General features: G+C 36.5%; 24 protein-coding genes, 1 pseudogene and 1 riboswitch. Of the genes and pseudogenes, 21 read left to right on the top strand and 4 right to left on the bottom strand.

Features of this window, described 5'->3' with window-relative positions:
* Nucleotides 1-405: 405 nt before the first annotated feature.
* On the top strand, nt 406-2,613 hold the full coding sequence (locus tag MHH64_RS16705; protein WP_340002052.1) for a copper-translocating P-type ATPase: 2,208 nt from the start codon (nt 406-408) through the stop codon (nt 2,611-2,613).
* 217 nt (nt 2,614-2,830) lie between these two features.
* Here the strand turns inward: MHH64_RS16705 and sda are convergent, their stop codons facing one another.
* Nucleotides 2,831-3,007 carry a sporulation histidine kinase inhibitor Sda gene (gene sda / locus MHH64_RS16700; RefSeq protein ID WP_095311339.1) on the bottom strand — a complete coding sequence of 59 codons (177 nt, stop codon included), beginning with the start codon at nt 3,005-3,007 and terminating at the stop codon, nt 2,831-2,833.
* 366 nt (nt 3,008-3,373) lie between these two features.
* Here sda and MHH64_RS16695 point away from each other — a divergent pair, with 366 nt between their 5' ends.
* The 9 genes from MHH64_RS16695 to MHH64_RS16655 all read left to right on the top strand — a co-directional run bounded on the left by MHH64_RS16695 (nt 3,374) and on the right by MHH64_RS16655 (nt 8,075).
* Nucleotides 3,374-3,634, top strand: coding sequence for a metal-sensitive transcriptional regulator (locus MHH64_RS16695; protein ID WP_095311340.1), 261 nt, complete (start codon nt 3,374-3,376; stop codon nt 3,632-3,634).
* An 82-nt stretch (nt 3,635-3,716) separates the two neighbouring features.
* A complete protein-coding gene (locus MHH64_RS16690; protein ID WP_340002051.1) occupies nt 3,717-3,944 on the top strand; it encodes a sulfurtransferase TusA family protein in 228 nt (75 codons plus the stop codon).
* 61 nt (nt 3,945-4,005) lie between these two features.
* A complete protein-coding gene (locus MHH64_RS16685; RefSeq protein ID WP_095311345.1) occupies nt 4,006-4,371 on the top strand; it encodes a rhodanese-like domain-containing protein in 366 nt (121 codons plus the stop codon).
* A gap of 15 nt (nt 4,372-4,386) precedes the next feature.
* Nucleotides 4,387-4,683 carry a rhodanese-like domain-containing protein gene (locus MHH64_RS16680; protein ID WP_340002050.1) on the top strand — a complete coding sequence of 99 codons (297 nt, stop codon included), beginning with the start codon at nt 4,387-4,389 and terminating at the stop codon, nt 4,681-4,683.
* A gap of 100 nt (nt 4,684-4,783) precedes the next feature.
* Nucleotides 4,784-5,017: a glutaredoxin family protein gene (locus MHH64_RS16675; protein ID WP_095311349.1), complete on the top strand. Its 234-nt coding sequence runs from the start codon at nt 4,784-4,786 to the stop codon at nt 5,015-5,017.
* Between the two features lie 12 nt (nt 5,018-5,029).
* Entirely contained in the window at nt 5,030-5,425 is a 396-nt protein-coding gene (locus MHH64_RS16670) for a DsrE/DsrF/DrsH-like family protein (RefSeq protein WP_251659174.1), read from the top strand.
* A gap of 92 nt (nt 5,426-5,517) precedes the next feature.
* Nucleotides 5,518-5,817 carry a hypothetical protein gene (locus MHH64_RS16665; protein ID WP_340002049.1) on the top strand — a complete coding sequence of 100 codons (300 nt, stop codon included), beginning with the start codon at nt 5,518-5,520 and terminating at the stop codon, nt 5,815-5,817.
* A 248-nt stretch (nt 5,818-6,065) separates the two neighbouring features.
* Nucleotides 6,066-7,193, top strand: coding sequence for an MBL fold metallo-hydrolase (locus MHH64_RS16660; RefSeq protein WP_340002048.1), 1,128 nt, complete (start codon nt 6,066-6,068; stop codon nt 7,191-7,193).
* Nucleotides 7,194-7,286: 93 nt separating this feature from the next.
* Nucleotides 7,287-8,075 carry a sulfite exporter TauE/SafE family protein gene (locus MHH64_RS16655; RefSeq protein ID WP_340002047.1) on the top strand — a complete coding sequence of 263 codons (789 nt, stop codon included), beginning with the start codon at nt 7,287-7,289 and terminating at the stop codon, nt 8,073-8,075.
* Nucleotides 8,076-8,208: 133 nt separating this feature from the next.
* On the opposite strand, the gene MHH64_RS16650 is transcribed toward MHH64_RS16655, so the two are convergent.
* Both MHH64_RS16650 and MHH64_RS16645 read right to left on the bottom strand, forming a co-directional pair.
* Entirely contained in the window at nt 8,209-9,402 is a 1,194-nt protein-coding gene (locus tag MHH64_RS16650) for a nucleoside transporter C-terminal domain-containing protein (protein ID WP_095311371.1), read from the bottom strand.
* A 128-nt stretch (nt 9,403-9,530) separates the two neighbouring features.
* Nucleotides 9,531-9,632, bottom strand: a riboswitch (purine riboswitch).
* A 495-nt stretch (nt 9,633-10,127) separates the two neighbouring features.
* A complete protein-coding gene (locus MHH64_RS16645; protein WP_095311373.1) occupies nt 10,128-10,454 on the bottom strand; it encodes a four-helix bundle copper-binding protein in 327 nt (108 codons plus the stop codon).
* A gap of 386 nt (nt 10,455-10,840) precedes the next feature.
* On the opposite strand from MHH64_RS16645, the gene MHH64_RS16640 reads away from it, so the two are divergent.
* The 6 genes and pseudogenes from MHH64_RS16640 (at nt 10,841) to copZ (ending at nt 15,704) form a co-directional block, all read left to right on the top strand.
* Nucleotides 10,841-11,164, top strand: a complete 324-nt coding sequence (locus tag MHH64_RS16640) for a metalloregulator ArsR/SmtB family transcription factor (RefSeq protein WP_095311375.1) — start codon at nt 10,841-10,843, stop codon at nt 11,162-11,164.
* Nucleotides 11,165-11,345: 181 nt separating this feature from the next.
* Nucleotides 11,346-12,296, top strand: coding sequence for a cation diffusion facilitator family transporter (locus MHH64_RS16635; protein WP_095311377.1), 951 nt, complete (start codon nt 11,346-11,348; stop codon nt 12,294-12,296).
* 187 nt (nt 12,297-12,483) lie between these two features.
* Nucleotides 12,484-12,555 (top strand): annotated as a pseudogene (locus MHH64_RS16630) (copper resistance protein CopZ); the annotation flags it as partial.
* Between the two features lie 214 nt (nt 12,556-12,769).
* Nucleotides 12,770-13,072, top strand: a complete 303-nt coding sequence (locus MHH64_RS16625; RefSeq protein WP_095311480.1) for a metal-sensing transcriptional repressor — start codon at nt 12,770-12,772, stop codon at nt 13,070-13,072.
* 11 nt (nt 13,073-13,083) lie between these two features.
* Nucleotides 13,084-15,468 (top strand): heavy metal translocating P-type ATPase, encoded by a 2,385-nt coding sequence (locus MHH64_RS16620; RefSeq protein WP_340002046.1) that lies wholly within the window; start codon nt 13,084-13,086, stop codon nt 15,466-15,468.
* Nucleotides 15,469-15,497: 29 nt separating this feature from the next.
* Nucleotides 15,498-15,704, top strand: a complete 207-nt coding sequence (gene copZ, locus MHH64_RS16615) for a copper chaperone CopZ (protein WP_118889712.1) — start codon at nt 15,498-15,500, stop codon at nt 15,702-15,704.
* A gap of 81 nt (nt 15,705-15,785) precedes the next feature.
* Here copZ and MHH64_RS16610 read toward each other — a convergent pair whose 3' ends face one another.
* On the bottom strand, nt 15,786-16,640 hold the full coding sequence (locus MHH64_RS16610) for a LysR family transcriptional regulator (RefSeq protein ID WP_118889713.1): 855 nt from the start codon (nt 16,638-16,640) through the stop codon (nt 15,786-15,788).
* Nucleotides 16,641-16,840: 200 nt separating this feature from the next.
* Between MHH64_RS16610 and MHH64_RS16605 the strand changes: the two genes are divergently transcribed.
* From MHH64_RS16605 to MHH64_RS16585, 5 genes are all read left to right on the top strand, one after another.
* The gene (locus MHH64_RS16605; protein WP_340002045.1) at nt 16,841-17,935 is read left to right on the top strand and encodes an NADH:flavin oxidoreductase; all 1,095 of its coding nucleotides are present in this window, start codon (nt 16,841-16,843) and stop codon (nt 17,933-17,935) included.
* A 106-nt stretch (nt 17,936-18,041) separates the two neighbouring features.
* Complete coding sequence (gene namA, locus MHH64_RS16600; RefSeq protein WP_340002044.1) at nt 18,042-19,058, top strand: NADPH dehydrogenase NamA; 1,017 nt, start codon at nt 18,042-18,044, stop codon at nt 19,056-19,058.
* Between the two features lie 296 nt (nt 19,059-19,354).
* The gene (locus MHH64_RS16595; RefSeq protein ID WP_340003284.1) at nt 19,355-19,990 is read left to right on the top strand and encodes a DUF998 domain-containing protein; all 636 of its coding nucleotides are present in this window, start codon (nt 19,355-19,357) and stop codon (nt 19,988-19,990) included.
* Between the two features lie 359 nt (nt 19,991-20,349).
* Nucleotides 20,350-21,618, top strand: coding sequence for a cytochrome P450 (locus MHH64_RS16590; protein WP_118889716.1), 1,269 nt, complete (start codon nt 20,350-20,352; stop codon nt 21,616-21,618).
* A gap of 203 nt (nt 21,619-21,821) precedes the next feature.
* A complete protein-coding gene (locus MHH64_RS16585; protein WP_095311390.1) occupies nt 21,822-22,166 on the top strand; it encodes a metalloregulator ArsR/SmtB family transcription factor in 345 nt (114 codons plus the stop codon).

The following is a 22,166-nucleotide window of genomic DNA, read 5'->3' as shown; positions in this document are numbered from 1 at the left end:
ACTACAAAAGTTGCTCAATGAGTAGATTACGTGCATTGAGCAATTTTTTTCAGATTTTCCGAACGAGAAAGCCCACTGTCTTTAGATGTGGGATGAAAGTGAGGTCAAATACGGAGTGGTATTAAAAACTGAAGGCTTGTACAACTTCAAGTATTTAAAATTCCTTGAAATTCTTTTCTTGAAACCCATATATAAGTAATTTTTAAAAACGAACTATATATTTCCCAAAGTTACGCAAATAAACAGATTCTCGAAAAGTGCACAGAATTTGCATAGAAACTTAATAAATCAACAGGTTTATACAGGTTTATATCATACCTAAGGGGGGTAAAGTATAGTATTGCAAGGAGATAGAATAAGATATCTAAAGTCTCCTTAAACTAGGGTGAATAAGGAGTGAAAACAATGGAAAAGCAAAGTAACGGAAAGAACAAACGCGATCCTGACCAAGAAGGACACAACGAACAAAGTCATTCACACCATCATTATGGCAGATATGATAAAGGTCATGAGACACAAAATCATGTCAAACATGATCACTATAATGGTGGAAATATGGATCATAATCAACATGTACATGCTGATCATGAACACCATTTACATGAAGGGCATGAGAACCATAATGATAACGAACACAACCATCACGGAAGACATGGGGGTGGTCATTCAGGACATCATGAACATATGATTGAAGATTTTAAGAAACGGTTCTGGGTCTCTTTAGTACTGACAATACCAATTTCTTACTTATCAGAAATGATTCAAATGCTTTTTGGTTTTGAAGTTAACTTTACTGGCCATACATTGTTATTATTCCTGCTATCCACGATTGTTTTTTTCTATGGTGGTAAACCTTTTTTATTAGGTGCTTGGGATGAATTAAAAACGAAGGCGCCTGGTATGATGATGCTCATTTCTTTAGCTATTGTAACGGCATATGTTTATAGTACATTGACAGCCTTTTTTATAAAAGGAAGCGATTTTTTCTTTGAATTAGCGACGTTAGTTGTCATCATGCTCGTAGGACATTGGATCGAAATGAGATCCATTATGGGCGCTTCAAAAGCATTAGAAGAGTTAATCAAACTTATGCCAAAGGAAGCACATAAAATTAATGAGTCTGGAAATATTGTAGAAGTTTCTGTTGAAGAACTCGTACCAGGCGATCAAATTTTAGTTAAATCTGGAGAGAAAATCCCCCTTGACGGAGAGATTTTCGAAGGAGAATCCACTGTTGATGAATCGATGCTAACAGGTGAATCAGTTCCTGTTGAAAAGCATCCTGGGATGGAAGCAATTGGTGGAGCAGTGAATGGTGAAGGCATATTAAAAATTCAAGTAAATAAAACAGGTAGTGAAACATATCTATCTCAAGTAATTCAATTAGTCAGTGATGCTGAAAAGACCAAATCAAAAGCGCAAGGATTTGCCGATGTTGCTGCGAAATGGTTATTCTATGTTGCTGTAGTTGTAGGGATTATTACGTTAGCTTATTGGATAACTACAGGTGATTTTGAATTCGCATTAGAGAGAATGGTTACCGTCTTGATAATCGCTTGCCCGCATGCACTAGGTTTAGCAGGACCATTAGTTACTTCAAGATCAACTTCCATTGCTGCTAGGAAAGGGTTGTTAATACGTAACCGTACACCATTTGAAAGTGCTTGGAAAGTAGACCGAATTGTATTTGATAAAACTGGTACGCTAACAGAAGGTAATTTTGGAGTAACTGACGTACATCCAAGTGAAGGAATAACTAAAGAAGATTTATTGAGGTTAGCATACTCCGTTGAAGTACAGTCGGATCATCCAATAGCTAAAGGAATCGTAAAAGAAGGAAAAGAACGTAATTTAGAAGTATATGAGGTAAAAGATTATCAAAATCTAACTGGTAAAGGTCTTGTTGCGAAAATAAAGGATGAAGAAATAGCTGTTATCAGTCCAGGTGCAATGAGATCAAATAACATCTCATTTGATGAGAAGACCTATGAAAAACTTGCAGCACAAGGGAAAACTGTTGTTTTCGTTCTAAAAGATAATGTGCTGCAAGGGATGATTGCTTTAGCTGACATTATTCGAGAATCTTCATTTAAAGTAATCAAGGAATTAAATAATCGTGGTATCGAAACGATCATGATGACTGGTGATAATAGTAAGGTAGCAAATTATGTCGGTGAACAGCTTAGAATGGCAAAAGTCATTGCAGAAGTATTACCACATGATAAATCAAGCAATGTTAAAGATTTAAAACAAGGCGGCAAAATAGTAGCGATGATTGGTGATGGTATTAATGATGCCCCTGCCTTGGCAGAATCAAATTTAGGGATAGCTATCGGTGCGGGGACAGATGTTGCAATTGAAACTGCTGATGTAATATTAGTGAATAGTAATCCAGTAGATATTTTAAATATCTTTAAATTGTCAAAAGCGAGTAGTCAAAAAATGATGCAAAACTTAGGTTGGGCTGCTGGATATAATATTGTTGCAATTCCACTGGCAGCAGGTGTTTTGTATAGTATAGGGATTGTGATAACTCCAGCAATTGGAGCAGTGGTGATGTCATTAAGTACCATTATTTGTGCAATTAATGCCCAGTTGTTAAAGATAGACTAGTTCATAATAAAAGACTAGGGTAAGCATAAAAGAATCAAAGTATGCTTGTTGTATCTATAAACTAATGCAGCTTATCATTTGTGGTAGCGTTGCGCACAATCAAGCGCGAAACGCTACCTTTTTTCAGCCTAAACTTAAGGCCAATAGGATTCTACTTCCGATTTCAGCATCTTGTAGGTTACAGGGCTACAGGGCGATGAAACTTAGACTGTCCAGGTTACTTTTTATAAATATTTTTCGCGTCTTTAGTATGCGTAAATTTTTCTCCCCTTTCTGCCCGTTCCTTTATTTCATTTTTTAATGTTGTGCAAAAATCTTGATCCAACTTTAGTTTGATTGCCTTTCTCAAGGATTCCTCTAATAGTTCATCTGACAAATGTTTTAGACTGTTCAATGATCTTTACCTCCCATGTTTGCATTTTTTAATACCTTTGAATCTGAATAATCGGAAGTAGAATCTACCAAAAATAATACAAAGTGGGACAAGCAAAGACAAAAATTTGACAATAACTGCGTAGATTAATTATTTTTCGGGTTTCGTTTTTGCTTTAGGTGAACATGGATTTTATCAAGTACATCTATGTATACCAACAAATGGTGACGATATATGAAGAAAAACGTCGAGGCATGCTCATATATTATGGCGGAGGTATCATCGGCACTGTATTCAGATAAAGGTGTCACTATTGACATTATACCTGGAAGGGTATAATATAGTGCTTGCCTGCTATGTATCGAATAACAAAAAAGGAGCATACCGATGGAATACAATGATCAAATCAAAAATAGAGTAAAGCGTATGGAAGGGCAACTTCGAGGAATTTTAAAAATGATGGAAGACAACAAAGATTGTAAAGAAGTTATTACACAGTTGTCAGCCGTCCGTTCGGCAGTAGATAGAACAGTAGGTGTAATTGTAAGTTCGAATTTAGTTGAATGTGTTCTTGAAGCTGAAGAAAATGGAGAGAATACGGATGAGTTAATAAAAGAAGCTGTCAACTTGCTTGTAAAGAGCAGATAATATTTAGGAGTTGACATTCTTTTTTTTATCTTATAATATACCCATAGGGGTAGAGGTAAAATAATTGATTGGAGGATTTAAAATGAATGTAGATAAAGTATTAGATGCAAAGGGACTGTCTTGTCCAATGCCAATTGTAAAAACAAAAGTCGCTATAAGCGAACTAGAAGAAGGTCAAGTATTAGAGGTTCATACGACTGATAAGGGAGCTAGAAACGATATTCCAGCATGGGCTAAATCAGGCGGACATGAACTTCTGAAACATGAAGAGGAAAATGATGTGTTAAAGTTTTGGATAATAAAAAGGTAATTTTTTACATTAATAAATACCCATGTAGGTATATATTGGGTGGAAGGGAGAGATAGAAGGTATGGACTTTGTAATGTATATTATTATTGCAGCTTTCTTGTTTTTTATCTTGCAGCGAGTTCTACCTGCAAAAGGTATGAATCATATAGCAGCAACTGATTTAAAAAGGGAACTAAATAAGAAAGAAAAGCAGTATATCGATGTCCGAACACCAGGAGAATTTAAAAGAAATCACATCAGCGGATTTAAAAATATACCACTTCACCAACTTTCTCGAAAAGCGGATAAAGAGCTTTCGAAGGAAAGAGAAGTTATTGTCATTTGTCAAAGTGGAATGAGAAGTTTAAAGGCCGGAAAGGAACTAAAAAAATTAGGTTTTACAAAAGTAACAAATGTAAAAGGTGGTATGAACAATTGGATTTCATGAAAAGGAGAAATTATGATGAAAGAAATTACAGCAAAGGAAGTTGAATCGTTAATAAAAGAAAGAAATGCATTAAATATTATTGATGTGCGTGAAGTAGATGAAGTAGCTGAAGGGAAAATACCAAATGCCGTGAACATCCCAATTGGAGCAGTGGAGTCTCGAATGCATGAACTAGACAAGTCAAAGGAATACATTATGGTTTGTCGTTCTGGAGCCAGAAGTGGCAGTGCTACCGAATTTCTTGAAAGCCAAGGTTATCATGCCATAAACATGCAAGGTGGAATGCTCGCATGGGAAGCAGATGTGGAATGATGTTGGTAATTCCAATACCCATAATGGTATAAATAGATTATTATAAATGGATTTAAGAGAACTAAATACTATTTTTAATGGATTAAGGAGAGGTTTAAATATGAATAAAGTAATAGTATATACAACAACCCAATGTCCGTACTGTGTCATGTTAAAAAATTTTTTAGCGGAGCAAAATATCTCTTTTCAGGAAGTGAATGTTGAAACAAACCCCGATATGATGCAAATGCTGGTTAATACAACGGGGCAAATGGGGGTACCGCAAACAGAGGTTAATGGTCAATGGATTGTAGGCTTCGATCCAAATAATATCAAGAAAGCATTAAAAAACTAGGAGGAAAAAACAATGAATAAAAAAGTAGCAATTATCGCAAGTAACGGTGGATTATTTGATGCATACAAAGTGTTTAATATTGCAACTGCAGCGGCTGCAACAGATCAAGAAGTAGCCATCTTCTTTACATTTGAAGGATTAAACTTAATTCACAAAGAAGCACATCAGCAACTCCCTATGCCAGAAGGGAAAGAACACTTTGCAGAGGGATTTGCAAAAGCAAATGCTCCATCCATTCCAGAGTTGATTAAAATGGCGAAAGAAATGGGCGTTACATTTATTGGCTGTCAAATGACAATGGATGTTATGGGATTAGAAAAAGAGACATTTATTGATGGAGTTGAAGTGGGCGGTGCTGTAACATTTTTAGAGTTTGCAAAAGACGCTGATGTAACATTGACATTTTAACTTGCTTTAACAGAAGTTTTTCGATTTCCGTAGTTCTAGGTGAGAAAATTTTATAGTTTGCCTTTTATTCATTTTAATGGAGGAATGTAACGATGGCTGAATTAAAAACAAATGTGAATGCGGTTTGGAATGGTGGAACAACAGGAAATGGAATTCTTAAAGCAGCGTATTTGGATACAAAAATTGCTATCCCAACGGATTTAAAAGGAAGTGGAAACGGGACTGATCCGAAAGAGCTACTAGTCTCTTCAGCGACAACTTGTTATATCGCAACACTTACTTCCATACTTGAAAATAAAAAATTACCTATCGTAGAACATACAATAAATTCTGAAGCAACGATAACTGATAATGTGTTCAATTACGCACAATCCACAAATCGTTTTATCTAATGAGGCAACAAAAGCACAAATTCAATCTGCAGAACGAGCAATAGTGGGAGCAGATCGAGCTTGCGAAGTTGGGAATTTACTAAAAAAAGCAGGTGTGATTATTGAAACGAAAGGGAATGTTTCATTGAAATAACGCAGACAAGTTGTTAAACCAGTATTCCTGAATCTATAACATGTAAAGAACTTTACAAAAGATACTGATGTAAGCATATTTTTTTAATCTTAAATATACCGTAGGAGGTATTGGTATGAAAGTAAATACAATGACTGTGAAAGAAGTAACGAAAAAAGTATTTAATAAAGAAGATCTGTTTATTCTAGATGTTCGTAATGCAAGTGATTTCGCAGATTGGAAAATTGAAGGAGAGCATTTTGATTACCTAAATGTTGCTTACTTTGATTTACTAGACGGTGTTGAGGGAATTTTGGATAAAATCCCTTCTGATAAAGATATACTTGTTGTTTGTGCCAAAGGACATTCATCTATAGTAGTTGCAGAGATGCTTTCAGATGCAGGACTTTCTGTTTCTTCCCTAGAAGGTGGGATGACAGCATGGAGTGAACATTTAGAACCTGTTAAAATTGGAGATTTAAAGGATAGGGGAGAAATTTATCAATTTGTACGAATTGGTAAGGGATGCTTGTCTTACATGATAGTTTCGAACGGTGAGGCTGCTATAATCGATTCAGCAAGAATGACGGATGCCTATCTTGAATTTGCAGCTCGTATTGGAGCAAAAATTACCCATGTATTGGATACACACCTGCATGCCGATCATATTTCTGGAGGAAGAAAACTTGCTGAAGAAGCAAACGCAACGTACTGGCTTCCACCAAAAGATGCGACAGAGGTAACATTTGATTACCAACCATTAAACGATGGAAATGAAGTAGTGATTGGTAGTACTGCCATAGCAATTCATGCGTTATATTCTCCTGGTCACACAATTGGATCAACATCCTTTGTTGTAGACGAGAAATATTTATTGTCGGGAGATATTTTATTTATTGATTCTATTGGAAGACCGGACCTTGCGGGGTTAGCAGAAGACTGGGTTGCAGATTTAAGAGAAAGTCTATACACAAGATACAGAGAATTACCTGGGGAACTAGTCGTTTTACCAGCGCACCTTATGATCATTGATGAATTAAACGCGGATGGTAGTGTATCTGAAACATTAAGCACGCTATACGAAACAAATCATGGATTAAATATTGAGGACGAAAATAAATTTAGAAAACTAGTGACCGAGAATCTACCACCTCAGCCAAATGCATATCAAGAGATTCGGGAAATAAATATGGGTAAAATCGAGAGAGATCTAGTGAAACAACAAGAAATGGAGATTGGGCCAAATCGTTGTTCGGTTCGATAAAATAACGGAATGCAACGAAAGCTCTTCGAAGAAATTTAAGATAATAAAAAGGGGACCCATCTGCTGCGATTCTCTTTTAAGAAGGAGGAAAAAATGGATCTAGGCTTTGTCGTTGCCATTTTCCTAATCGGCTTGATAGGATCCTTTATTTCAGGAATGATAGGAATAGGTGGCGCCATTATTAATTTCCCAATGCTGTTATATATCCCAGCCGCACTCGGCATTGCTGAATTTACAGCATATGAAGTGTCAGGCATAACAGCAATCCAAGTATTTTTTGCAACACTTGGTGGGGTCATCTCCTATCGAAAAGGTGGATTCTTAAATAAAAAATTAATTGGTTATATGGGGGTTAGCATATTAATCGGCAGTTTTGTTGGAGGATTGGGCTCTACACGCATGCTCGAAAGTGCAATCAATGTAGTCTATGGAATTTTAGCGATAATTGCGGCTGTCATGATGTTAATCCCGAAAAAAGGACTTGATGATATTCCTTTTGAGCAAATAAAGATTAATAAATGGCTCGCCGCATCACTTGCATTAGTTGTTGGGATTGGAGCAGGTATTGTTGGTGCGGGAGGGGCATTCCTGTTAGTACCGATTATGCTCACGGTTTTAAAAATACCTACTAGAGTGACGATTGCTTCCTCCTTAGCCATAACACTTATTTCATCAATAGGTGCTATCATTGGAAAAGTATCCTCTGGGCAAGTGGAAATCTTACCATCATTTATCATGGTGGTTGCTAGCTTAATTGCATCACCACTTGGGGTTTTGGCTGGAAAAAAAGTAAATACGAAACTATTACAGCTGATTTTAGCTATACTAATTGTAACGACTGCAGCGAAAATTTGGATAGATATATTCGTTTCTAGCAATTAATATTCAATATGGTTTAAAAGTCTTGTTTAAGTTGTTCGTGATTTCGATAATATGAGTAAATATCCGTCCAATTTTTTGGTGGATATTTACTCATAGTTACTAATAAAATTGCTACAAAATAAAGGTAGGTTGTTTACACAAACATACTTACAAAAATCGCTGTAATAAAGCTTGCCATCGTCCCAGCGATAATTGCTTTAAAGCTCATCGATGCAATTTGTTTTTTCTTTGAAGGTGCCAAGGAACCAAGACCTACAATTAATTGTCCAATAGAAGACAGGTTTGCGAAATTACATAATGCAACGGTTAAGATTGCAACAGTTTCTGGCTTTAGAACCTCTTGGAGCTTGAGTACTTCCTGGAATGCAATTAATTCGTTGGCTGCAAGCTTTGTTCCAATAATGGATGCAGCACGAAAAGCATCTTCAAAGGGAATCCCAACTAGTAAAGCAAATGGAAAGAAAATATAACCAAATATGGTAGCAAGATTCATTCCGATAACCCCTAGCAAACCGTTTACGAGAGCTAATAAACTGATAAACGCAATAAGTAAGCCACCAATATTAGCAGCAAGCTTTACGCCGCTCACGGCGCCTTCGGAAATGGCTTCAAAGATGTTCGTATGTCCTGCATCTTCCATTTCGATAGTTTCATTTGTCGCAGATTCTTCTGTTTCAGGTTCCATGATTTTAGACATTACAATTGCAACAAAAGGTACGGAGAAAACGGATATAAGTAAATACTTAATATCAATCCCCATTTGTGCATAAGACAATAGAATTGCCCCACTTGCTGAAGCTGTTCCCCCAACCATCACGGTGAAAAGCTCCGAACGTGTTAGTTTTGCCAGATAAGGCTTAATGAGTAATGGGGATTCTACAACACCTAACATCGTATTGGCAACTGTATTAAACGATTCAACACGAGTGGTACCAAATACTTTACCAACAATCCAACCGAGTACACGTACAACGAATGGGATGATTCGTAAATAATACAGTGCTGAGACTAATGCAGAGATAAAAATAATGACGGATAATACCTGGATTGCAAAAACAAATCCTACATTTGTTCCTTCTGCAAAAAAACCACCGAATAGAAATTCGATGCCCTCCTGGCTATAGTTCAAAACGTGTTGCACGCCCCCAGCAGCACTTGTAAGGAGCCAACGGCCAAGGGGAACATTAAGCATAAAGTAAACGAATATTCCTTCTAATATTACACCTATTAGAATTGTACGCCATTTGATTGCCTTTTTATTTTTACTTAGCAACCAAGCTATAAATAGTAATCCCACAAGGGAGAATAAACCAAATATAATATCCATGATAACCTCCTGATAAACGTTTCAATTTCATCTATCCTTATTGTCGTCAGAAGTCTGACCTTATAAACGAAAATAAAAAAGTGCATCCTCTCAATCTATAAAGAAAGAAGAGAATGCACATATACATGTGGTATTCTAACTTTCCTTATAGTCCGGCATTTTACGGCTGCCAGGTAGAAACGTATGGACCATATTTCCATAGATATATAAGGATCAAATGAAGTTGATTTTAGAAGTTTATCAGAGGATTTCTAAATATACAATAGGAGCATAAAAAATAATAAAATACTAAATTTTTAAATCTTATATTTACTTTACAGTAAATACCTACTAGATTAACTACTGGAGACCAACAATATTGTGAAAGTCTCAAAAAGGAGTAGAAGTTGAAACCTATGTGGAAGTTATCGTAGATGCTCTGTAATTCTGTTGAAAATTGGATTGCGAGGGACATAGCTAGAGTTGTAACTGAAGTTTGGCAAGTTACTTGTATTAAAGGTATGAATTATCGTACTTAAAAGCAAACGATCTCCCTTAAGAGAAGGAGAGCCCCTTAATGATTACCTGTTTAGAAAAGTTTTCTTAAAAAGTGTAAGACTCTCCGTCGTTTGGCAATAAAATATTAGAAGATATAACTGCATGGATAATTGATTCAATGACCTTTATAAACTAAAAAAAGTCGTTGACCATTTATGGTAAAAACGACTTTTTAATAAATCTCTTTTTTATGCAACAGTTTTACATGCTTCTGCGCATTTAAAGCAAGCATCTGCACATTCTTGACAGTGCTCATGATCATGCTTCTTGCATTCATTTCCACACGCCTCACAAATTTTAGCGCAAACTGAAGCTAGTTCAGAAACAAATGGTGTGTTTCTTGATAAAGCGTGTTCTAAATAAGAGCAGATATCTGCACACTCTCTGTCCAACCGTATACAATCAGCCATCATCTTCATATCTTCCTCTTTTAAGCAAGCGTCATAACAATGGTTACATGCTACGGCACACTCATGCAGCTTCTTGATTAGTTCTTGATGTTGTTCATGTGACATCTTTTGAAAACCTCCTGATTTAGAATCTTTTCACTATATGTATTCCCATAGTTATTTCAATTAAACTGATTTTCAAAACTGCATAGAAAATTGTCCAGAAACAATTACTAAATTTCTTTACCGCAGGGAAGTATAATTTGGAAATTCAATTAACAAGATGGAATTGTATCGTTTTTGATTAAAGGAAGGTTCGGTGTTAATCTAATTAAGATGAAATGATAAAGAATTTGCCTTGGTTATGCACTTAAACAAGAATGCATTTTTATTGAGTTAAGTAATGATGATTGCAACGTAAATTGTTATATGCTAATATGTTCATATAATGATTGTGAGCTTCTAATCCAGGTATCATAATACGGAATGACACAAGGAGGTTAGGGAAGAAATTGGAGGACTTTGAATATGAAAATGGCTTTACTCAAGATTTAGATAGCGAAACACTATTTATCGTATCACAAACATTTAAAGCATTAGGTGATCCGACAAGAATTCGAATTCTTAATTTACTTTTTAATAAAGAGTGTTCTGTTAACGAAATTGTAGAGACGTTGGATATCCGACAATCGACTGTATCTCATCAATTACGTTTTCTGAAGAATTTAAGGCTTGTGAAATTCCGTCGTGAGGGGACGACACTTTATTATTCACATGATGATGAGCATGTTATGTTAATCTTGAAGCAAATGATAGACCACGCTTGTCATAACTAACATTTACTATTTGAAATAGGTAGTAGATGATGTTTTTATATCATTATATGCATATATAGTAATATAAGCATATGGTGGGTTGCTTTGGAATATAATAACACGTATGTAAAAATATAATAAATCTCTTTTTGAAATGCTTTTCGTATATATCAGTACAATATAAAGTGTAGGAGGTTTTAACATGGGACATGGACATGACCATACACATGGTGCAAATAAAAAAGTTTTATTGATATCACTTTTCATCATTACAACTTATATGATAGTAGAAGTGATAGGGGGATACTTAACAAATAGTCTTGCTCTTCTAGCAGATGCTGGCCATATGCTGAGCGACGCTATTTCATTAGCGATTGCATTAATTGCATTTAAATTAGGAGAAAAGGTAGCGAGTAAAAGTAAGACATTTGGCTACAAACGATTTGAGATCCTAGCTGCTGTATTAAATGGTGTGACGTTAATTATAATTGCTTTGTTTATTTTCTATGAAGCAATAGAACGTTTTGCGAACCCACCAGAAGTCGCAACAACAGGGATGTTGATTATCAGCATCATTGGCTTAGCTATTAATATTCTTGTTGCTTGGATTATGATGCGTGGTGCGGATGTAGAGGGAAATTTAAATATGCGTGGAGCTTATTTACATGTACTAAGCGATATGCTTGGTTCTGTAGGTGCGATTGTTGCTGCACTGCTTATCATGTTCTTTGGCTGGGGCTGGGCAGATCCACTTGCGAGTGTTATTGTCGCGTTTCTTGTATTAAGAAGTGGCTACTATGTAACGAAAGCAGCTATTCATGTTCTAATGGAAGGAACGCCACAAAATGTTAATGTTAATGATGTTATACAAACAATCGAAAAAGTAAAAGGCATTCAAAGCATTCATGATCTACACATCTGGACAATTACGAGTGGGCTAAATGCACTTTCTTGCCATGTTGTTGTCGATGCTGAGCTAACGATTGCAGAAAGTGAGCGTATGTTACGCAAAATTGAACACGATTTAGAACATAAAGGGATTATGCATATAACAATACAACTGGAAACAGCGGCACATAAACATGACAATTCAATTCTTTGTAAAATAAAAAACGAACCGACACATCATCACCATCATGGGCATAGTCATTAATAAATCCGTTAAAAACCATGTTATTATGACATGGTTTTTATTCATATAAAATATCATATTACACGTACCTAATGAACTTTATTTTTTTGAAACTTTATCATACCCAACAAGGGTATGGAGTTTAAGAGAATTAAAAATTAGGTGGTAATTGAAATGACAAATAAAACACATACTTAACGTACAGGGCATGTCTTGCGGACATTGTGTGAAAAACTCTATAGAGGATAGCGTCGGAAAACTGAACGGTGTGGAAAAGTTGATGTGAATTTAATGAAGAAAAGGTAGATTTGGCAATTGAAGAACAGGGATACAATATCCAATATAAAAGAAGCTTGTACAACATTAGCAAGAAAGGTTTTATTTTCATTATCGCAAACAAAAATATCCATGATATCATACATATTATATTTTTTATTGACAATAATACTGTGAGGGGGTATAGTATTATTATAAAAGAAAAGGAAGTGATTTATTTGGATAAATTCTTACATGATCACCCAAGTAAACCAAGAACACAAGCTGAAATTCAAAAAGTCATTAATCGTTTAAAACGTATAGAAGGTCAAGTGCGAGGAATACAGAAAATGGTGGAAGAGGATCGATATTGTGTCGATATTCTAGTACAAATCAGTGCCATTCAATCGGCACTAAAGCAAGTAGGTTTCTCTGTCACAGAACGCCATATCAATCATTGTGTCAGTGATGCGATTAAACAAGGCGAAGGGAAAGAATCCATCGAGGAATTAATGAGTGTATTGAAGCAGTTCTCGAAATAGGAGGGACTAAGATGAGTGAAACAAATCATGCAACGCTTGGAATAACTGGAATGACTTGTGCTGCATGTTCTACTCGAGTTGAAAAAGTATTAAATAAGATGGACGGTGTCGAAGCCCAAGTCAATTTAACAACGGAAAAGGCAACCGTAGACTACGATTCAGAAAAAACAAGTTTGGAAGATATTACGAAGAAAATTGAGAATGTCGGCTACGGTGTTTTAATGGAAAAAACAGAACTAGATGTTTTTGGAATGACCTGTGCTGCGTGTTCTACTCGGATTGAAAAGGTATTGAATAAACAAGAGGGTGTAAAGCAGGCAACTGTAAACTTAACAACCGAAACGGCATCGATAGAATTTAACCCTGGATTAGTTGATACGAAGGCGTTAATTGAAAAAATCAAAAATGTAGGTTATGATGCAAAACCGAAAGCTGAATCAGCAGATAAGCAAACACATAAAGAAAAAGAAATTAAAATGATGAAGACAAAATTAATTATTTCGGCCGTATTATCTGCACCGCTATTAGTAACCATGCTGGTTCATTTATTTAATATGACAATACCACATATATTCATGAATCCGTGGTTCCAATTTGTTTTAGCAACACCTGTTCAATTTATTATTGGTTGGCAATTTTATGTTGGTGCCTATAAGAACTTGAAAAATGGCGGAGCCAATATGGATGTGCTTGTAGCATTGGGTACAAGTGCTGCTTATTTCTATAGTTTATACGAAGCATTGAAGACGATTGGTAATCCAGCATATATGCCACATCTATACTTTGAAACAAGTGCTGTATTAATCACATTGATTTTATTTGGTAAGTATTTGGAAGTACGAGCGAAAAGTCAGACAACGAATGCATTATCCTCATTGCTCAATTTACAGGCAAAAGAAGCTCGTGTTATGAGAGATAATGAGGAAATGATGATCCCAGTGGAGGAAGTTATTGTTGGAGATCGTTTGGTTGTGAAACCAGGAGAGAAAATACCTGTAGACGGTATCGTTGTGAAAGGAAGAACCTCTGTCGATGAATCAATGATTACTGGTGAATCCATACCAATTGAAAAAGACGTGGACGCAACTGTCATTGGCTCGACGATCAACAAAAATGGCTCGATTGAAATGGAAGCGACAAAAGTAGGAAAAGATACTGCCCTTGCATCGATTGTAAAAATAGTGGAAGATGCACAAGGTTCCAAAGCACCAATCCAACGATTAGCCGATGTCATTTCAGGTTATTTTGTACCAATCGTTGTCGTAATTGCCATTTTAACATTTACCGCTTGGATTGTACTTGTTGAACCTGGCCAGTTTGAACCAGCTTTAGTCGCAGCAATTGCTGTACTAGTTATTGCGTGTCCATGTGCGTTAGGGCTTGCAACTCCAACTTCTATTATGGTTGGTACAGGGAAGGCTGCAGAGAGTGGGATTCTTTTTAAAGGTGGAGAACACCTAGAAAGAACGCATCAGTTAGAAGCAATTGTTCTTGATAAAACAGGTACCATTACGAAAGGAAAACCAGAAGTAACAAACTTTACAGGTGACGAGGAAACATTACAATTACTCGCAAGTGCGGAAAAAGGTTCAGAGCATCCACTTGCAGAAGCGATTGTCGCATATGCAACAGAAAAAGAAATTGATTTAGTAGAAGTAGATAATTTCAGTGCTATACCTGGACATGGTATCGAAGCTGCTCTATTAGGCAATAACATTCTTGTTGGAAATCGAAAATTAATGCAAGACCACCAAATCGAAGTTGGTGGTGCGGAACAAGAATTGGTAAATTACGAAGTAGAAGGTAAAACCGCTATGCTGATTGCTATTAATGGTGAGTATCGTGGAATTGTTGCTGTTGCAGATACAATTAAAGAAACAGCACCTCAAGCTATTCAGGAATTAAAAGCGCAAGGCTTAGAAGTTATCATGCTAACTGGGGATAACGAACGAACTGCTGGGGCCATTGCAAAACAGGTTGGTATTGACCAAGTAATCGCTCAAGTTTTGCCTGAGGAAAAAGCTGATAAGGTGAAAGAAATTCAGTTGCAGGGTAAGAAGGTTGCAATGGTTGGAGATGGCGTCAATGATGCTCCTGCACTCGCAATTGCCGATATTGGAATTGCAATTGGTACGGGAACAGAAGTAGCGATTGAAGCTGCTGACGTAACGATTCTTGGTGGTGAATTACTGCTTATTCCAAAAGCGATCAAAATCAGCCATGCGACGATTAAAAATATCCGTCAAAACCTTTTCTGGGCTTTCGGCTATAATACAGCAGGAATCCCAGTTGCAGCAGTTGGATTACTTGCACCATGGGTTGCTGGTGCGGCAATGGCATTAAGTTCAGTGAGTGTTGTTTCAAATGCACTTCGCTTAAAACGAGTGAAATTATAAAAGGAATCCTTTAAAGGAGGTGAAATTAGATGCAAACAAAATCATTAGATGTTAAAGGAATGACTTGTGGTCATTGCAAAATGTCAGTGGAAGGAGCACTAAATAAATTAGACGGCGTAACTGCCGCAGAAGTTGATTTGGGCTCTGGTAAAGTTGAGGTTACGTATGATGAAACTAAAATTTCATTGGATAATATGAAAGAAGCTGTTGAGGATCAAGGTTATGATGTAGCATAAAAATACACAAAAAAAGCTGGTTTCCTGAAAAATTAGGGACCAGCTTTTTTAATTGGACTAAGGATAGTGTGACTAAACCCATCAAATCCAATTCTCAGCATGATTTCGTATTATAGAAATCATACTATTCATAGACGGTGAAAGCCATTTATCTTTATGATAAGCAAGAAATGTAGCGATCGCCGGATGTTCGGGTGCTACTATTTCTCCTCTTAGTTTATTACTTTCTATTTCTTCTTTCACGGAAAAGTATGGCACCATAGAAATTCCTAATCCACTTCGAACACATTGTTTAATCGCCTCAATACTTTGAAAATCTAAACTTTCCTTAACATCCATCTTTTTATACCTTAAATAAGCATCAAACACAGACTTGTAACTGCATGATCGCTCCGTATAAAGAACTGTCCTATTGTCTTCTTCTATCACTGGGGGACTAATCAAAACCATTTTTTCTCTTATTAGTTTTTCATAATGAATCTCAGAAAGAGACCAATCTTCCTCTTCTAATACCAATACTAAATCGATATCTCCATTTTGAAGTTGTGAGGAAACAATATTATTCTCGACCGATTTTAGTGTAAGGTTTACTTTCGGGTAAGTCTTTTTATATTCTAAAAGAATGGGTGGAACACGATCAATTGTCAGTGACTCCGATATACCAATTATAAGGTCACCAGTTGGTTCCTCGTCCGTACTTAAAGCTTGAGCGTGTAAGTCAATGATTTTAATTGCATAAGAAAGAAGTCGTTCACCATAATGAGTCATAATAACTTTCTTGCCTAACCGATCAAATAAAGGCTTGCCTACCTCCTCTTCTAATTCCTGAATATGCGTTGTAACAGAAGATTGAGCATATCCAAGGTGTTCAGCAGCCTTTTTGAACCCCCCTCTTTCAACAATTGTTTTAAATGTAATAAGGTGACGAAGCTCCATATACAACTCTCTCCTTTATAGTTCGGTTTTAGTGAACTAATCGTTCGATAATATCTATTTTACTAAACTCAGATGGTGAATTACAATAAAATAGTACCCACAATATGTGATAATGGTTTCGATCTTAAAGAAGAGGACCTTAAATAAGCATATTGCTTTTGTTAAAAATATATCTTGAAGTCAAAAAAGGAGTGTTCATAATGCAAGATACAGAATCGTTATTTGACATCGTTACATTAGGTAATACAACATTATATAATCGGGTAGGTGTTGCACCAATGACGCGCATTAGTGCAACACCTAATGGTTTGGCTACAGATCAGATGGCATCTTATTATACATCATTTGCTATAGGAGGATTTGGGCTAATCATCACCGAAGGCATTTATACCGATGATAAGCATAGTCCAGGTTATATGGATCAGCCAGGTATGGTGAATAATGAACAAGAACAAGCATGGAGGCAAGTCGTTGATGCAGTTCACCAAGCAGGTTCGAAAATTATTGCACAGCTTATGCATTCAGGTGCTCTCGTTCATGGAAATCCTTTTGATCAAGATTCAATTGCTCCTTCTGCCGTTCAGCCCAAAGGAGAAAAAAGTGAAATATATGAAGGAATTGGAAAATACGCAATGCCAAGAGAAGCAACAAAGGAAGAGATTGAAGAAGTGATATGCGGGTTTGTTGAAACTGCTAAGCGTGCGAAATCAGCTGGATTTGATGGGATTGAAATTCATGGAGCCAATGGCTACTTGCTTGATGAATTTCTGACTGATTATACAAATCAGCGCACAGATGAATACGGAGGCTCGACGGAAAATCGGGTACGTTTATTGGTAGAAGTATCTAAGGCGATTCGGAAAGCGGTTGGAGAGGAGTTCACTGTTGGTATTCGGATTTCTCAAGCGAAAGTTAATGATTATGCACATAAGTGGTCCGGGAAAGAGCGAGATGCTGAAATCATATTTGGAAGCTTGGGAGAAGCAGGAGTTGATTTTATCCATGTTACCGAATACGAAGCATGGAAGCCTGCGTTCGATACAAACGGACCATCGCTTGTTTCTCTTGCCGAAAAATACGGGAAAATTCCTGTAATCGCCAACGGTCATTTAGAGGATCCAAAAAAAGCTAGCGAAATCATCGAGAATGGAGAAGCTGGTTTAGTCACTTTAGGTAAAGGTGCCTTGGCTAATCATGATTGGGTTAACAAGGTCAAAAACGGAGAAGCCTTAGCAACGTTTAAACCTGAAGAAGTGTTGATGCCCAACGCAAAAATTAAGGTGTTTGAAGTTTAAATTTCCTTTTATGGTGTATATGCCAAAATGCACATGTTTAGATTAAATGTTGTCTTTTTATATAATAAAGATATAGAAGTATATTGGAACAGGGAGGAAGGATAGAATGGCAAAACTTTTTTCACCAATTGATATTAAGGGAATTACATTGAAAAATCGTATCGTTATGTCTCCAATGTGTATGTATTCTTCAGTGGATAAGGACGGACTAGTTACTCCTTTTCATTTATCACACTATATTTCTCGTGCTGTTGGCCAAGTTGGATTAATTATGGTGGAAGCAACAGCTGTTCAACATGAAGGGCGAATTTCAGATCAGGATTTAGGAATATGGAATGACAAGCATATTCTGGGATTGAAAAATTTAAACAAAGAAATTCATAGCTATGGTGCGAAATCAGCGATTCAATTGGCACATGCCGGAAGAAAAGCTAAATTGAAGCACCCTATATATGCACCTACTGCCTTGCCATTTGATGAGAAGTCAATAAAACCTGTTGAAATGACAGTGGAAGTTATCAAAGCGACAATTGAAGCTTTTAAACATGGAGCTAGACGTGCAAAAGAAGCAGGCTTTGATATGATCGAAATTCACGCGGCACATGGTTATCTAATCAATCAATTTTTATCACCACTTACAAATAAGCGTAAGGATGACTATGGTGGAAGCAGGGAAAATCGCTATCGTTTTCTAGGTGAGGTTATCGAGGCAGTGAAAAAAGAATGGGATGGTCCGCTTTTCGTACGTATTTCTGCTGATGAATACAACGAACAAGGAAATGCGGAGAGAGATTTCATCTATTTTACAACAGAGATGAAAGCACAGGGTGTTGACTTAATTGATTGCAGTACTGGCGGAGTGGTGCCAGCACGTATCAAACCATACCCTGGATACCAAGTGAAGCATAGTGAAGTAATTCGACGTAATTCAGAAATAGCTACTGGGGCAGTTGGTTTAATTACTAATGGCATTCAGGCTGAAGAGATTGTACAAAATGAGCGTGCAGATCTTGTGTTCATTGGCAGGGCCTTACTCAGAAATCCATATTGGGCCAGAGAAGCAGCCAATGAACTTGGATATGATTTGGAAGCTCCAAAGCAATATGAACGAGGCTGGAAGTGAATTGGTGATTGGCAGCCAATGAATGATAAAACGTTCAATAGATTGAGAGAATTAAGGAAGAATACTGCATCGTGTAAAATATGAAAGAATTAAAAAATCCCTTGTATTATAAGCAAGGGATTTTTAATCTTATTGTGGCAGACCTGAATTTTTTAAGAAATGTAATTGAACTTTGAGATACGGGTAAGTATTATCATAAATAAAGTATACATAAATATAGTATATAACGTTCTTGTGTGATCTATTAATTAGGAACTAAGATATCTATTACCATGGAAAGATAAGAAAAAGGGGGAATTCTATTGTTAACGATACCTAGAAAAGTCGGAATAATCAGCTGGTTAGCTACTTGCTTTTATTTTGTTATAGAGCCATTTTTTATGATGACTTCAACAGCTCCATATAGTCTAATGCAGCACGCAATGAGTGATCTTGGCGTTACATCTTGTGGACATTTTACGTACGCGATTGCACCACATGAAATTTGTTCACCATATCATTTATGGATGAATGTGTTATTTATCATAAATGGAATCACAATGACGGTTGGTGTTTTGTACTTGGCGCAATACTTAGAGAAAAAAGTAAGAACCAAATTGGCAACCATTTTCATTATTATCCTAGCTTTGGGGAATATTGTGTCTGGATTTATACCTGCTGATGTCGATTTTTTCTGGCATTCAATCGCAGCGCAAATTGGTATGATTACTGTTCTGCCTGGACTATGGATTTATGCAAAGATGTTAAATAATGGTAAACGTTGGACTTATATTTGCTTATTTGCCCTCATTGTAATTTTTGTCCTAATTATTCTTCTATTCTTTGTACCACTCCCAGCAGGATTACTGCAAAGACTATTTTACGGTATCGTTTTCGTATGGGGAACAGTGTTGACTTTTATTTTAACGGATTCAAGCTTTGAATCAAGTTAACTTTTAACGAACAGAGGCTAGGACAAAAATATTTTTAGGGAATAAAAACCGAGTATAATTGTTGCAAAATAATTCGCTAAGGAAATATACTCCGCGCATCCAATGGCAGCTGGTGAGCCCCCTTTTTGCTATCGCACTACGGTGTTTCACCTATGCCTTTCCTGCCGCAGGAGTCTACGTATTTTTCCTTCACTAAGTTTGAGCATCGTGCGTCTTTAACATGAAACACTGTCGTTATATCCCAACTCTTATTATTTCTCCCAAATTTCCATGTGAACCTTCCTGGCGATTCAAGTTTTTTAAAGCGTAAATAGGGAAATGTTATAAAAAGGAGAATATCACAGAATGGAGATGGCAATATGTCTGATACAAATCAAATGCCTCGTGAGGAAGGGATAGATCATAGCTTGAGCCTTATGAGAGAAGGATATATGTATATTTTGAACAGGCGACACAGTTTTAGTTCTGAAATTTTTGAAACCCGATTGCTTGGAAAGAAAGCGATCTGCATGGGAGGAAGAGCCGCTGCGGAAGTCTTCTATGATACGGAGAAATTCAAAAGAGAAGATGCAGCACCAAATCGTGTAGTTCAAACATTGTTTGGGAAGAATGGTGTTCAGGCTTTGGATGGTCGTGAACATAAACAACGGAAGGGAATGTTTATGTCCATTATGTCTCCTGAGGGGCTCCAAAGATTAAGAGAAATTGCGCAAAAACAATGGAATCAAGCGCTTGTTAAATGGGAACAGATGGATGAGCTTGTTCTTTATGAGGAAGTAAAAGAGATCCTTTGCAGTACAGCTTGCCATTGGGCAGGTGTTCCTTTGGAAGAAGAGGATGTGAAGGAAGTGACAAAAGACTTAGCAGCGATGTTTGAGTCACCAGCTGCTGTGGGTCCAAACCATTGGTCAGGAAGACATGCACGAAATAAAGTAGAAAAATGGTTGAGTGAATTGGTTGATAAGGTGCGCAGAGGGGAATTAAATCCACAAGAGGATACCGCTTTATATATATTTAGCTGGCACCGGGACTTAAAAGGAAATCTTTTGAATACCGATACGGTTTCTGTGGAAGTCATTAATATCTTGAGACCAATTGTGGCAATTGCTATATTCATCAATTTCACTGTACTGGCATTGCACCATTATCCGAAAGAAAGGGAGAAGCTTAAAACGTCTGATGAAAGATATGCTCAGATGTTCGTACAGGAAGTCCGTCGTTTTTATCCATTTTTTCCATTTGTAGCAGCGTTGGTAAAAAAGGATTTCACTTGGAACAACTATAAATTTGAAGAAGGTACATTAACATTGCTTGATCTTTATGGTACAAATCATGATCCTGAAATTTGGGAGAATCCTGATATTTTCGATCCTAATCGGTTTGCTAAATGGGATGGAAGTCCTTTTAACTTTATTCCGCAAGGTGGCGGTGACCATTTTATGGGGCATCGCTGTGCTGGAGAGTGGGTCACCATTGAGGTAATGAAAGTAAGTCTTGATTATTTGGTTAATCAGATGAATTATGAAGTACCAAACCAGGATTTAAGTTACAGCATGGTGAGCATACCAAGTATTCCCCATAGCAATATAATTTTAAAACAGGTTAAACAAAACAGGGAGATTCCATAAAACAAAGCCCAGTTTTTCTCAAATCTTGAGAGAGACGGGGCTTTTATTGTAAATGTGCTTTATAGTACATATTAACTTCAATGATTCCAATTCCATCTATATGTTTGTTTTAGTACCTAAAAATCAATCTAATCGAAAAAGTCATTGTATATATAAGCAAATAATTATATAATGATATGTAAAAATAGTAGGAGGGATAATCCATGTTCAAAACGGCTGTTGAAATGGAAAAAGCAGCAATGATTTTAAAATTATTAGGTGATAAAACCCGTCTAACGATGGTTAAAATACTAGATTCTCATGATTGCTGTGTATGCGAATTTGTGGAGATTTTTAAAATGAGTCAGCCAGCGATTAGTCAGCATTTACGTAAATTGAAGGATGTTGGATTGGTAAAGGAAGAACGAAGGGGGCAATGGATCTTTTACTCGGTAAATAAGAACAATGCGTATTATTCATTCGTTGCAGAGATTCTTAAACAATTGCCAGATCAAGACGAAAAATTAAAAGTTTTAGAAGAAAATGGTACACGAATGACGTGTTGTTAA

This window comes from Oceanobacillus sp. FSL K6-0127, assembly GCF_037983385.1.
In the GTDB taxonomy this organism is placed as follows: Bacteria; Bacillota; Bacilli; order Bacillales; family Amphibacillaceae; genus Oceanobacillus; species Oceanobacillus profundus.
This window is presented reverse-complemented; position numbering and strand designations above follow the sequence as displayed.